We start from the raw sequence: 13880 nt of genomic DNA on the forward strand, positions 1-13880 counted from the left end.
CCGGTTATAATTTATGGGTGTTTAACGGGGCAATTTATCTGTTGCATGTGGTATGCGGCAGACAGTGTTGTCCCACAGTTCCATCAGAGGGGTAAACGTGGCAAAAGCGACGACCACAAGCAAAACCAACGGTGTTGAACTCGACGAGTCAAACTCCTCCACCACGACAAAATCTGCAGATCCCTGGGATTTGATGATGCAAAATGCCGAGGAAGTGGCGTCCACTTTCCGCAAGCGTCCTCAAGTGAAGGTGTCCTCACCTTGGCGCGAGGGATTCGGCAGGCCGCTGTCCCAGCGTTCTCGCGAGATCTACGAGCACATCACCGCAAACAAGACCCGTTTGAAGCAGAAGTAATCACGCATTCCAAAGCGCCTGCAAGCCCTCCTTGCAGGCGCTTTTTGTTTTTTGCGGCCAGATTCTGGCCTCAGTCAGCAGGTCGGGAGGCTCGGCCCTGACTGGCTTCTCGCGCAAGAGCCATTGCGCACTCGCGCACCAGTCCAGGGCCGCGATAGATCAGGCCGGTGTAGAGCTGGACCAGATCGGCGCCGGCGCGCAACTTCTCTACCGCATCCTCCCCGCTCAGAATGCCACCGACGCCGATGATCGGAAAACTGCGCCCCAGGCGCAGACGCAGGCGAGAGATCACCCGGGTGGATGCTGCGCGCACGGGCGCACCGCTCAGGCCACCGGCTTCGTCCGCATGGTCGAGTCCGATCACGGCATCGCGCGACACCGTGGTGTTGGTCGCGATGACGCCATCGAGTCCGTGCGCTTGCAGTTGATCGGCAATCATGTCGATGTCGCTGTCTTCCAGATCGGGGGCGATTTTCAGCAGCATCGGCACATTGCGTCCGTGCTGCTGGCGCAGTTGTTCGCGGGCTTCCGACAGACCTTTCAACAAGGCCTGCAGGGCGGCATCGCTCTGCAATTGCCGCAGGTTGCGGGTATTGGGAGAGGATATGTTGATGCTGACATAGTCGGCGTGGGTGTAGACCCCCTGCAGGCCAAGACGGTAATCGTCGAGCGCCTGCTCGACCGGCGTGCTGGCGTTCTTGCCGATGTTCAGGCCGATGGGCACCGTGCGATGGCTGCGGCGCACATTGCGCAGGAACACATCGAGCCCCTCGTTGTTGAATCCCATGCGGTTGATCAGCGCCTGCGCCTGCGGCAGTCGGAACATGCGTGGCGCAGGGTTGCCCGGCTGCGCCCTGGGTGTGACCGTCCCCACTTCGATGAAGCCAAAGCCCATCGCAGCGAGGGCATCGATGGCCTCACCGTTCTTGTCCAGCCCCGCGGCGAGCCCGACACGGTTGGCAAAGCGCAGACCGAAGAGTTCCACAGGGTCGCTGATCGGCGCGTGGGCATAGAGGATCGACAGCCCGGCGGAATGGGCCAGACGAATGCCACTCAGCGTGAGGTGATGCGCCCATTCTGGATTGAGGCGGAACAAAATCGGGCGAATCAGCGAGTAGGACAGGGGCATGAGAGCGGTTCAGGCCGCGGCGATCGAGTGCGCGCGGCGATAATGGAACATCACATTTTTCGTGAAGACCCGAAATGACGCAAGACGAACTCAAACAGCAGGTTGCTGCAGCGGCGTTGACCCAGGTGCCGCGCGGCGAAATCATCGGTGTGGGCACCGGCTCCACGGTGAATTTTTTCATCGATGCGCTGGCAGGGATCAAGGAGCAGATCAAGGGCGCGGTCTCGAGTTCGGAGCGCTCCACCGAGCGCATGCGCTCGCATGGCATCAGCGTGTTCGACCTCAACGAGGTCGGGCAGCTTTCTGTCTATGTGGACGGCGCCGACGAAATTGACGCCTCTGGCGCCATGATCAAGGGCGGCGGTGGCGCGCTGACCCGGGAAAAAATCATTGCGGAAGCGGCCGAGCGATTCATCTGCATCGTCGACCAGAGCAAGCTGGTGCCGGTGCTGGGCAAGTTTCCGCTGCCGGTCGAGGTGGTGCCGATGGCGCGTGAGCTGGTGGCGCGCCGCCTGCGCGCCCTGGGCGGAGATCCGCGCGAGCGCACGGGTTACATCACCGACAACGGCAATCTGATTCTCGACGTGCATGGTCTGCACATCACCCAGCCGCGCGATTTCGAGAGCCGGGTCAATCAGATCCCGGGCGTGGTCACGGTCGGGCTGTTTGCCCTGCGCGGTGCCGATGTGGCGCTGGTGGGAACGCCGACCGGCGTGGAGCGGCGCGACTTTCTCTGAGCGCCGCCTCAGGCAATCAAGGCGCCCGCCCCGTCAGAACTGAAAGCCCTTGGGCGCGTTGGGATTGGGCGGCGGCAGCACCGAGGGCCCGGCCGGGCTGCTGGTCCCATTGGCTGCAGCGTCTTTTTTGGCAGCGGGTGGTGGAACCAGTTCGGTGGGCTGGGGCCGCACATAGGAGCGCGGCAAGGCGCTGGTCTTCGGGTAACCGGCGGCGTCGAGCGCGGTGCCCCAGTTGCTGGAACTGAACCCCGCAGGCAGTCTGGTGTCGCCGATGGCGATGAAGGGCAGGCGGTCGCTGCCACCTGACAAGGCCTTGTACGCCTTGATGTCCGCATTGCTCGTGATGGTTTTTTCAACGAAGGGAATGCCGCGCTGTTGCAGGAATTCGCGTGCGGCGTCGCAGGCGTCGCATTGCGGCGTGGTGTAGAGGGTGACCGGATACTTGTGGGCAGCCTCGCGCAGCGCGGTCGGAAAGCCCGCAAAATTGTTCTCAGGGAGCGCTCCGCCTGCCGAGAGGGACTGCACGCTCTTGCCTTGCGGTGTGCTCGGGGGAACATCGCTGAAGGTGACCGAGCCATCCGGTGCGACGATCTTGTAGATCGCCCAGGCGGGGCTCGCAGTCAGCAGGCCGAGCCCGAGCGCGGCGGACAACACAATGGCGTGGCGGTTGGGTCGTTTCATCTGAGTGTGCAGCGGGTGAGGCAACAGGCTGCAAGTGTGCCATGACTGAGGGTGCCCTGGCGCCTGCGCGCGGTGTTTTTGCCACACCGCACCGGGCAGCACGTGTTCATGCGGCCTGTGCCGTCATGCCGCCGTGGCGGAGCAGGGCGTCGATGCGTGGTTCGCGGCCACGGAAGGCCTTGAAGGACTCCATGGCGTCGCGGCTGCCGCCTGCGGCGAGGATGGTCTGCTGATAGCTCTGGCCAACGGACGGACTGAGCGGGCCTTCTTCCTCGAAGCGTTCATACGCGTCGGCCGACAGCACTTCCGCCCATTTATAGCTGTAGTAGCCTGCGGCATAGCCGCCGGCGAAGATGTGCGAAAAGCTGCAGACAAACCGGTTGAACGGCGGCGGTTGCAGGACGGCGATTTCACGGCGATTTTCATCCACCAGGGATGCGATGGCGGCCGGGGTGAAGGTCTTGAGATCGTGATGCAGGCGCATGTCGAGGAGCGAAAACTCGACCTGCCGCAGGGTCTGCATGCCGGACTGGAAATTTTTTGCGGCAAGCATCTTGTCGAACAGGGCGCGGGGCATGGGCTCGCCCGAGTCGACATGCCGGGTGAGAAAGCGCAGCACGTCCCATTCCCAGCAGAAGTTCTCCATCAGCTGGCTGGGCAGTTCGACCGCGTCCCACTCCACACCCGAGATGCCCGACACGGCAATGTCGTCGACCTGCGTGAGCATGTGGTGCAGGCCGTGGCCGAACTCGTGGAACAGGGTCTGCACGTCGTCGTGGCTGAGCAGCGCGGGCTTGCCGCCCACCGGGGACGGGAAGTTGCAGGTGAGCGTGGCCACCGGGGTCTGCAGGGTGCCGTCGGCACGCAGCCAGCGCGAGCGCACATGATCCATCCAGGCACCGGAGCGCTTGCCGTCGCGGGCGTACAGATCGAGATAGAACTGGCCGACGGTCTGCCCGCTGGTGTTTTCGATGCGGTAGAGCTCGGCGTCCGGGTGCCAGGCATGGATGTTGCCGTCCGCCTTGTGCAGGCGCACGCCGAACAGGGTTTCGACCACGCGGAACAGACCGGAGAGGACCGTGGGCAGGGTGAAGTATTGCCGCACCTCCTGCTCGGATAGGGCGTAGTGCGACTGCCGCAGCTTTTCCGAGGCCCAGGAGAGATCCCAGGCTTCGAGCTGGGCCATGCCAAGCTGCTCGCGGGCAAAGGTCCGCAGGGTGTCGAGGTCGCGCAGTGCGAAGGGGCGCGCGCGTGCGGCGAGGTCGCGCAGGAAGTCCATGACCTGCTGCGGAGTGTCGGCCATTTTCGGCACCAGCGAGACTTCGGCGTAATTGGCGTAGCCGAGCAGGCGCGCTTCTTCATCGCGCAGGGCCAGGATCTCGGCCATGACCGCGGAGTTGTCGAACTGCGCGTCGCCCAGCTCGCTCGCCCGGGTGACATAGGCGCGGTAGAGGCGCTCGCGCAGCGGGCGGTGCTCGCCGTGTTGCAGCACCGGCATGTAGGACGGGTAGTGCAGAGTGAACTTGTAGCCCTCGCGGCCATCGCGCTGTGCCGCCTCGCGTGCGGCCTGCAGGGCGTCCGGCGGAATGCCGGCCACCTCGTCGTCGCCGACATATTCGGCATGCGCGGCGGTGGCATCGAGCACATGCTCGGAGAAGGTCTGGCTGAGTGCGGCCAGACGCTCCTGGATTTCGGCATAGCGGGTGCGCGCCTGACCTTCCAGCAGCGCGCCACTCAGGCGGAAATCGCGCAAGGCATGGGCAATGATGCGCTGCCGCGTGGGGCTCAGGGCCGCAAAGCCGGCGCTCGTTTGCAGGGCCTGGTACTGGCGCAGCAGCCCTTCGTTCTGCCCCAGCCGGGTCCAGAATTCGGTGACGCGCGGCAGCATCGCGTTGTAGGCGGCGCGCAGTTCGGGCGTGTCGGCCACGGCGTTGAGGTGGCCGACCACGCCCCAGGCGCGGCCCAGTTGTTCGGTGGCGCGCTCCAGCGGCTCGATCACGGTGTCCCAGGTGGGCGGGGTGTTCGGATCGGTGATGCGCTCCAGGGTCTGCTCGGCTGCGGCGATCAGCGCGTCGAGCGCCGGCTGGACGTGCTCGGGCCTGACGGCGGCGTAGTCAGGCAGGTCGTGAAAATCGCACAGGGGATTGTCGGCAGGCAGGGAGGTGGTCATGGTGTGCGTCAAGCTGGCAGCGATTCGGGGCATTATGAGTTGCCGTGTGCGCGTTCGCACGACTCCAGCGTATTGACCAGCAGCATGGCAATGGTCATGGGGCCGACGCCGCCGGGCACCGGGGTGATCCAGCCAGCCACCTCGCTGACTCCGGCGAAGTCCACGTCTCCGCAGAGCTTGCCTTCGGCGTTGCGGTTCATGCCCACGTCGATCACCACCGCGCCGGGCTTGACCATGTCGGCGGTGATCAGGTTTTCGCGTCCCACCGCGGCGACCAGAATGTCGGCCTGACGGCAGACCGCACCCAGGTCGGCCGTGCCGCTGTGTGCAATGGTGACCGTGGCATTGGCTGCCAGCAGCATCAGCGCCATCGGCTTGCCGACGATGTTGGAGCGGCCCACGACCACGGCGGTCTTGCCGCGCAGATCGCGCAGGCCGATGGACTCGAGCATCTTCATGCATCCGTACGGCGTGCAGGGCTTGAAGCCGGGCTGGCCCACCATCAGCGCCCCCGCGCTGGCCACATGAAAGCCGTCCACGTCTTTTGCGGGCGAAATGGCTTCGATTACTTTGTGCGCATCGATATGCCGGGGCAGCGGCAGCTGCACCAGAATGCCGTGAATCGCCGGGTCGGCATTGAGCGCGGCGATGCGTGCCAGCAATGCCGCCTCGCTCAGATCAGCCGGATACTGTTCGAGTACCGAGTGGATGCCGGTCTGCTCGCACGCCTTGATCTTGTTGCGCACATAGACCTGGCTGGCCGGGTTGTCGCCCACCAGAATGACGGCCAGGCCGGGCTGATGGCCGGCGGCGGTGCAGGCCTGCGCGCGTTGCGCAACCTCCGTGCGGATTTGGGCGGAAAGGGCAAGGCCGTCGATGCGTTGGGCTGTCATGGTTTGCAGGCGGGAAGAGAGGCGGAAACGGAGGCGGAAACGTACACGCCCGCATGGGCGGGCGTGTCGGGCGGGCGGTTGCGGCGATTGGATTTATTTGGGAGAGCCCAGGGCGATCTTGAGCAGATCGGCCACGGTGCTGACGCTGAGCTTTTCCATGATGTTGGCGCGGTGGGCTTCGACTGTCTTGATGCTGATGTTGAGGTCGTCGGCAATCTGCTTGTTCAGCCGTCCAGCGACGATGCGCTCGAGCACCTGCGACTCGCGCGCAGTGAGGCGGCCGAGCAGCGCACCTCGGCTGGCCTGCGCCTGCTGCTGCTCGGCGTCGAGCCGGGCCTTTTGCAGCATGCGGTCGACCAGATCGCGCAGCACGACCTCGTTGAACGGCTTTTCGATGAAGTCGATCGCCCCTTTTTTCATGGTGTCCACCGCCATCGGCACGTCGCCGTGTCCGGTGATGAACACCAGCGGCATGGTGCAGCCACGACGCAGCAGTTCGTCCTGCAGTTCCAGGCCGTTCATGCCGGGCATGCGCACGTCGACGATCAGGCAGGCGATTTCGCGCGGATCGAAGCGCGTGAGAAAACCCTCAGCGGACTCGAAGCAGCGCACACGGTAGTCGTTGCCTTCGAGCAGCCATTGCAGGGAATCGCGCACGGCCTCATCGTCGTCCACCACGTACACGGTACCTTTGTTTGCTGTTTTCATGCGCTCGGGGTTGGTTCAGAAACGGGAGGGAAGGAAGTCTGGCTGAGCGCTGTCGCCCGGCGGTGGCGGGTGCGCCTTGGGTGCGCCAAGCGGCAGCGTGAAGCTGAAAATGCAGCCTGCGATCTGTGATTGATTGTAGTAATTCTCTGCCCAAAGACGGCCCTGGTGATACTCGATGATGGAGCGGCAGATGTTCAGGCCGATGCCCAGACCTTCGGCCTTGGTGGTGTAGAAGGCCTCGAACAGACGCTCCATCACGGTGTCGTCGATGCCGGTGCCATGATCCTTGACGGAGAAGGTCACGCGCTCGGCGTCGGCCTGCACCTTGAGTTCGATGCTGCGCAGATTGCCCTGGCGGCCGGCCTTGTCCACCGATTCGGCGGCGTTGCGCAGCAGGTTGAGCAGCACCTGCTCGATCAGGATGGGATCGGCATACAGCGCCGGAATGCCTGGGGCGACGAAGTTGAGCAGGCGCACGTTGCGCCGGGTGAGTTCGATGTCGGCCAGCTCCAGGGTGTTGCGCACGATATCCTGCACGCGACAGGACACGCGGGCCGGTTCGCTCTTTTTCACAAAATCGCGCACCCGCTTGATGACCCCGGCAGCGCGCTGCGCCTGACGCCCGGTTTTTTCCAGCGCGTCCACCAGTTCATGCTGCGCCATGCCATGGGTCTTGACGCGGGCGATCATGCCCGAGGTGTAGTTGCTGATCGCGGTCAGCGGCTGGTTGAGCTCGTGCGCCAGCGAAGACGCCATCTCGCCCATGGTGATCAGGCGGCTGGTGATCTGTGCCTTTTCCTCCTGCTTGCGTGCGGTCTCCTCGGCGCGCTTGCGCGGGGTGATGTCGGTGGCGATGAGCAGTTGCGCCACGCGGCCGTCCACCCACTGCATGTAGCGCTGGCGCACGTCGAACCAGCGGTCGAGGGCCTCGACATAGGTTTCGTGCGCATTGGAATGACCGTCGAGAATTTCATCAGCCGGCAGGCCGGCGAAGGAGTCCACGGTGTCGGTGTGATCGTCGTCTGCCACCGAGGTGAGCTGCCCGCCGTTGAGCATCAGGTGGCCGTGCACCGACGCGCCGAACCATTGGCGGTAGAGCTTGTTGGCAAACAGCGGCTCCTCGGTGCCCAGCGAGATCACAGACACCGCCGCGTCCAGCCCTTCGAGCACGGCGACGAAGCGCTCGTGCGAGGCGGCCAGTTCCTGGCGGATGCGCGTCGGCTCGGTGATGTCGGTAACCGACATGATCCAGCCGGTCTGCTTCTCGCGCACGTCGATCAGCGGCGAGACATACACCCGGGCATCGAACTCACTGCCGTTCTTGCGCCGGATCTTCAGCGCGAACCCGGAGGGCGGCGCCAGGCCATCCAGGCTCTGCTGGATGGCCAGCGCCATTTCCGCGCCTTGTTGCGTCGGCCAGTAGGGGTAGGGTGGCTGACTGCCGATCAGGTCGCTGTCCTCAAACCCGGTCATGCGGCAGAACGACAGATTCACATATTGAATGCGTCCCTGCATGTCCACTGCCTGCATGCCGGTGGAGAGGGAATTTTCGATGGCGCGGCGGAACGCGGTTTCGCGCGTCAGCGCCTCCTGCGCACTCAGGCGCTGACGCAACTGGTTCCAGCTCGTCAGCAGGGTCCACAGCGTGAGTGCGGAGAGCAGGAACACGCTCCAGTACAGGCCTTTGGTCGTCCAGCTCGGGCTGCTGCGGTAGCTGCTGACCTGCAGCACCAGCCCCGGTTCGAACGGTGGCAGCGGGGCGCGGTATTGCAGCGCCTTGTCGCGAATGGGTTGGCTCGATGCGCTGACCAGCAACTGGTTGTTGCCGCCCAGCAGAGACACCGCGTAGCTGGCACTCAGATCCTCGGGCACGGAATTGCGCAAGATGCCATCGACCGAGTACACCAGACCCACCACGCCGGCGAGCTGGTCGTTGCGCATGACCGGCGTGGCGGTCTCCAGCAGCCAGCCGTTGTCCACGCTCTTGAACGGCGTGGAGTATGCAGTGCGCTGGCTGATCAAGGCCTGCTGGACCAATTGCAGGCTGTTTGCGCGTTGCAGGGTCTTGCCGACCAGGGCAGTGAGTTGCTCGGTCGCCAGATTGGGGTTGCCCTTTTTGAACACCACCGCGCCGTCGGGATGGGCGTAGTACACCAGCAAGATTTGCGGATAGCGGCGCAGCAGACGCAGCGCCTGCACGTCGAAGGGGCCGGCGCGGTCTTCGTGCAGCGACAGATTGTTGGCAATGGCCTGCACCTGATCCTGCGCCAGCGTCAGGTCGAGGCTGATGCGCTGCTGCGCCCATTCGCTGTCGCGCTGCAGATTGTCCCTGTCGCGCTGCAGATCGGCCTGCTGCGAATAGCGCACCAGTGCGGCCATGGCCGCCAGAAACAGGATGAACACCACCAGCGGCAGAACCAGCAGCACCCGGTCGGACTGCATGCGCCGCAGCAAGGCGCGGGCGCGCAGCAAGCCCAGATGCTGCGTCCAGCCGCGACGCCTCAGGGTGGCGATGGGTTTTGAAGGTTTCACAGCGAGAGTCTAGGGCCTGTTCACGCTATTGGTGCACCCGCGCCGGGGGTCTGGGCGGATGCAATGCGAGGCGCAGGCCGTGCCGTGGTGTGTTGCACCACAAGCGGACTGCAACGTGGCAGTGCGCCGCCCAGACCCCCGGCCCGCAGGGTTGCCCCCAGGCGGGGCGTCTGCGGCGTTGTCAGCCAGGGGCAAGGCGCCCAGCCTTGCCCCTGGCCTCCGCCTTGCATCCATCCCCGCCTGGGGGCAACGCGGGTGCACCAATAGCGTGGACAGGCCCTAGAGTGTCTCAAGCAAGCGCAGGGCCGCCCCAAGTTGGCTTGACCCCCACGGGGGGCGGGTCGGCGAGCCGACCCTGGGGGCGCTCAAGAGTGGGGCGTGACGATTGCATGATGCCCAAACCTTGCGCTGACGCAGTCCGGCATGCAATCTCGCCCAGTGCCCTCAACAAACAGGGCATCTTATTTCACGATACGAAATCAAATCTTGTGATTTGAAAATTTGTTTGCGATACTGCGCGCAAATTCATGAGGAGAAACAACATGGCCGCATTACCCGAGATGCAACAGACTTCTCTTGCCGCCGCGGCTGGAGACGCCGACCCGCAGGAAACCCGCGAGTGGCTCGACGCGCTGGAAGCGCTGATCGCCTCTGAAGGCCCGGAGCGTGCACACTTCGTGCTGGAGTCGCTGATCGCGCAGGCGCGGCAGAACGGGGTGGACATGCCTTTCTCGGCCAATACCGCCTATGTCAACACCATTCCCACCGACGAGGAAGTGCGCAGCCCCGGCAATGTCGAGGTGGAGGAACGCCTGCGCGCCTACATGCGCTGGAACGCGATGGCCATGGTGGTGCGGGCCAACCGCCTGCATCCGGCCGACGGCGGCGACCTCGGCGGGCACATGGCCTCGTTCGCGTCGCTGGCCACCATGTATGGCACCGGCTTCAATCACTTCTGGCACGCCCCCACCGCCGATCATGGTGGCGACCTCATCTATTTCCAGGGCCACAGTTCGCCCGGCATCTACGCCCGCGCCTACATGGAAGGGCGACTGACCGAGGATCAGCTGGCGCATTTCCGCCAGGAGGTCGGCGGCAAGGGGCTGTCGAGCTATCCGCACCCCAAGCTGATGCCGGACTTCTGGCAGTTCTCCACGGTGAGCATGGGTCTGGGGCCGATCATGTCCATCTATCAGGCGCGCTATCTCAAGTACCTGCACGCCCGCGGCATTGCCGATACCAGCAAGCGCAAGGTCTGGGTGTTCTGCGGCGACGGCGAAATGGACGAGCCGGAATCGCTCGGCGCGATCGGCCTGGCGGCGCGGGAGAAGCTCGACAACCTGGTGTTCGTGGTCAATTGCAACCTGCAGCGCCTGGACGGCCCGGTGCGCGGCAACGGCAAGATCATTCAGGAACTCGAGGCCGAGTTCCGCGGTTCGGGCTGGAACGTGATCAAGCTGATCTGGGGCTCGTACTGGGACCCGCTGCTGGCGCGCGACAAGGATGGCATCCTGCGCCAGGTGATGATGGACGTGCTCGACGGTGACTATCAGGCGATGAAGGCCAACGACGGCGCCTTCGTGCGCAAGCATTTCTTCGGCCGAGACCCGCGTCTGCTGAAGATGGTCGAGCACATGAGCGACGAGGACATCTGGCGCCTGAACCGCGGCGGCCACGATCCGCAGAAGGTCTACGCCGCATTCCACGCCGCGGCCAACCACCAGGGCGGCCCCACCGTGCTGCTGGTCAAGACCATCAAGGGCTATGGCATGGGCCGCGCGGCCGAGGCGCGCAACGTGGCGCACCAGGTGAAAAAGCTCACCGACGACGACATCCGCGAATTCCGTGACCGCTTCAACATTCCCATTCCCGACAGCGAGTTGCCCAAGCTGCCGTTCTTCAAGCCGGCCGACGATACCCCGGAGATGAAATACCTCATCGAGCGCCGCAAGGCGCTGGGGGGTTTTCTGCCGCAGCGCCGCGAGAAAGCCGACGAACACCTGCCGGTACCCGATCTGAAGGAGATTTTCCAGCCCATGCTGGAAGCCACCGCCGAGGGACGCGAAATCTCCACCACCCAGGCGTATGTGCGCTGCCTGAACCAGTTGCTGCGCGACAAGACGCTCGGCCCCCGGGTCGTGCCCATTCTGGTGGACGAGACCCGCACCTTCGGCATGGAAGGGCTGTACCGCCAGATCGGCATCTACGCACCCGAAGGGCAGAAGTACACCCCGGTGGACCGCGGCGAGGTGATGTACTACCGCGAGGACAAGCAAGGCCAGATCCTGCAGGAAGGCATCAACGAGGCCGGCGGCATGTGCTCGTGGATCGCTGCAGCCACCAGCTATTCGCACAGCAACCGCATCACCATTCCGTTCTACATCTTCTACTCGATGTTCGGCTTTCAGCGCATCGGCGACCTGATCTGGGCCGCTGGGGACATGCTGGCGCGCGGCTTCCTGCTCGGTGGCACGTCCGGGCGCACCACGCTGAATGGCGAGGGCCTGCAGCACGAGGACGGCCACAGCCAGATCATGGCGGCCAATGTGCCCAACTGCATCAGCTACGACCCCACCTTCGCCCACGAGGTGGCGGTCATCCTGCACGCAGGCTTGAAGCGCATGGTCGAGCACCAGGAAGACGTCTTCTATTACCTCACCCTGCTCAACGAAAACTACACCCAACCCGGGTTGCTCAAGGGCACCGAGGAGCAGATCCTCAAGGGCATGTATTTGTGCAAGCCCGGCAAGGCCAAGGTCAAGACCCGGGTGCAGCTGCTGGGCTCCGGCTCCATCCTGCGCGAGAGCATCGCCGCGCAGGAGTTGCTGGAAGCGGACTGGGGCGTGGCGGCTGACGTGTGGAGCTGCCCGAGCTTCAACGAACTGGCGCGCGACGGCAAGGCCGCCGAGCGCTGGAACCTGCTGCACCCCGGCGAGCCTGCGCGCGTGCCTTTCGTCACCCAGCAACTCGCTGCGCACGGCGGGCCCGTGGTGGCCAGCACCGACTATGTGCGGCTGTTCGCCGAGCAGATCCGTCCCTTCCTGCCCAAGGGCCGCAACTACCGCGTGCTCGGCACCGACGGCTTTGGTCGCTCCGACACCCGTACCGAGCTGCGCCGCCACTTCGAGGTCGATCGGCATTACATCGTGCTGGCCGCGCTGCGCGGCCTGGTGGACGAAGGCGCGCTGCCCGCGGCCAAGCTGTCCGAGGCCATCGCCAAGTATGGCATCGACACCGAAAAGGCGTTCTCGCTCTACGCCTGAACGACAGCCCACGCACAACACAACAGGAGACGCACAACATGGCCGTCGTCGAGGTCAAGGTTCCCGACATCGGGGATTTCAAGGATGTGGAAGTGATCGAGGTGCTGGTGAAAGCTGGCGACACGATCGCGGTCGATCAGTCGCTGGTCACGGTGGAGAGCGACAAGGCCAGCATGGAGATTCCGAGCAGCGCCGCCGGGGTGGTCAAGGCGCTGCGGGTCAAGCTCGGCGACAAGGTCAGCGAAGGCTCGGTGCTGCTGGAGCTCGACGCGGACGCGGCGGCTGCCGCAGCCGCGCCGCAACAGCCTGAACAGCCCGCGCCTGCGGTGGCTGATGCGCCGTCTGCGCCGCCGCCGATTGCAATCGCCCCAGCCGCGGTCGGTGTGGGTTTCGCCTCCGAGCCGCGTCACCACACGCCGCCCACTGCGGCGCTGGCGGCTCCAGTGCCCGCTGCATCGACTGCGCCGTTGCCGCATGCCTCCCCCAGTGTGCGCAAGCTGGCGCGCGAACTTGGCGTGCCGCTGGCCGAGGTCAAGGGCAGCGGGGCCAAGGGCCGCATCACCGCCGAGGACGTGCAAGCCTTCGTCAAGGCGGTGATGGCAGGGCAGACCGTCACCCAGGCCGCTTCAGCCGCGGGCGTCGGCGCCGGCCAGGGTGGCGCGAGCCTGGGCGGGCTCAATCTGCTGCCCTGGCCCAAGGTGGACTTCGCCAAGTTCGGCCCGGTGCGCACCGAGCCGCTGTCGCGCATCAAAAAACTCTCCGGCCCGAATCTGGCGCGCAACTGGGCAATGATTCCGCATGTCACCCAGTTCGACGAGGCCGACATCACCGCACTCGAAGCCTTCCGCAAGGAAAGCAACGAGCGCATGGCCAAGCAGGGTGTCAAGCTCACCATGCTGGCCTTTGTGATGAAGGCCTGCGTGACCGCGCTCAAGGCCATGCCCGCGTTCAACAGCTCGCTCGACGAGAGCGGCGAGAACCTGATCCTCAAGGACTACATCCACCTCGGCTTTGCCGCCGACACCCCGCAGGGCCTGGTGGTGCCTGTGCTCAAGGACGTGGATCAAAAAGGCCTGGCGCAGATCGCCAAGGAAATGGGCGAGCTCGCCGCCATCGCGCGTGAAGGCAAGCTCAAGCCCTCGGACATGCAGGGCGCCTCGTTCACCATCTCCAGCCTGGGCGGCGTGGGCGGCACGGCGTTCACGCCGATCATCAACGCGCCGGAAGTGGCCATCCTCGGGTTGTCGAAGTCGCAGATCAAGCCGGTGTGGGACGGCACCGCGTTCCAGCCGCGGCTGATGCTGCCGCTGTCGTTGTCTTACGACCACCGGGTGATCGACGGCGCAATGGCAGCGCGTTTCACCACCCTGTTGGCCGAGCTGCTCGCCGATCTGCGGCGTGTGCTGATCTGA

Annotated in this window: 10 protein-coding genes; 4 read left to right on the forward strand and 6 right to left on the reverse strand. The window is 64.8% G+C overall.

The features are described 5' to 3' along the window. Nucleotides 1-97 precede the first annotated feature (97 nt). Nucleotides 98-355: a hypothetical protein gene (locus AC1ZQA_RS04660; RefSeq protein WP_482678655.1), complete on the forward strand. Its 258-nt coding sequence runs from the start codon at nt 98-100 to the stop codon at nt 353-355. 70 nt (nt 356-425) lie between these two features. Here the strand turns inward: AC1ZQA_RS04660 and AC1ZQA_RS04665 are convergent, their stop codons facing one another. After that, nucleotides 426-1484, reverse strand: coding sequence for a quinone-dependent dihydroorotate dehydrogenase (locus tag AC1ZQA_RS04665; protein WP_482678656.1), 1059 nt, complete (start codon nt 1482-1484; stop codon nt 426-428). A gap of 74 nt (nt 1485-1558) precedes the next feature. On the opposite strand from AC1ZQA_RS04665, the gene rpiA reads away from it, so the two are divergent. Continuing rightward, entirely contained in the window at nt 1559-2221 is a 663-nt protein-coding gene (gene rpiA, locus AC1ZQA_RS04670) for a ribose-5-phosphate isomerase RpiA (protein ID WP_482678657.1), read from the forward strand. Between the two features lie 33 nt (nt 2222-2254). On the opposite strand, the gene AC1ZQA_RS04675 is transcribed toward rpiA, so the two are convergent. The 5 genes from AC1ZQA_RS04675 to AC1ZQA_RS04695 form a co-directional block, all read right to left on the reverse strand. After that, entirely contained in the window at nt 2255-2902 is a 648-nt protein-coding gene (locus AC1ZQA_RS04675) for a glutaredoxin family protein (protein WP_482678658.1), read from the reverse strand. Nucleotides 2903-3008: 106 nt separating this feature from the next. Beyond that, nucleotides 3009-5072, reverse strand: a complete 2064-nt coding sequence (locus tag AC1ZQA_RS04680; protein WP_482678659.1) for a M3 family metallopeptidase — start codon at nt 5070-5072, stop codon at nt 3009-3011. Between the two features lie 32 nt (nt 5073-5104). Next, nucleotides 5105-5965 carry a bifunctional methylenetetrahydrofolate dehydrogenase/methenyltetrahydrofolate cyclohydrolase FolD gene (folD, locus tag AC1ZQA_RS04685; protein WP_482678660.1) on the reverse strand — a complete coding sequence of 287 codons (861 nt, stop codon included), beginning with the start codon at nt 5963-5965 and terminating at the stop codon, nt 5105-5107. Nucleotides 5966-6058: 93 nt separating this feature from the next. Further along, nucleotides 6059-6673: a response regulator transcription factor gene (locus tag AC1ZQA_RS04690; protein ID WP_482678661.1), complete on the reverse strand. Its 615-nt coding sequence runs from the start codon at nt 6671-6673 to the stop codon at nt 6059-6061. A gap of 15 nt (nt 6674-6688) precedes the next feature. Beyond that, nucleotides 6689-9205, reverse strand: a complete 2517-nt coding sequence (locus tag AC1ZQA_RS04695) for a PAS domain-containing sensor histidine kinase (protein WP_482678662.1) — start codon at nt 9203-9205, stop codon at nt 6689-6691. 542 nt (nt 9206-9747) lie between these two features. On the opposite strand from AC1ZQA_RS04695, the gene aceE reads away from it, so the two are divergent. Together aceE and aceF are read left to right on the forward strand one after the other, a co-directional pair. After that, nucleotides 9748-12468, forward strand: coding sequence for a pyruvate dehydrogenase (acetyl-transferring), homodimeric type (aceE, locus tag AC1ZQA_RS04700; protein ID WP_482678663.1), 2721 nt, complete (start codon nt 9748-9750; stop codon nt 12466-12468). Between the two features lie 38 nt (nt 12469-12506). Next, on the forward strand, nt 12507-13880 hold the full coding sequence (gene aceF / locus AC1ZQA_RS04705) for a dihydrolipoyllysine-residue acetyltransferase (RefSeq protein WP_482678664.1): 1374 nt from the start codon (nt 12507-12509) through the stop codon (nt 13878-13880).

Source organism: Thiomonas sp. DCM-2, assembly GCF_056820905.1.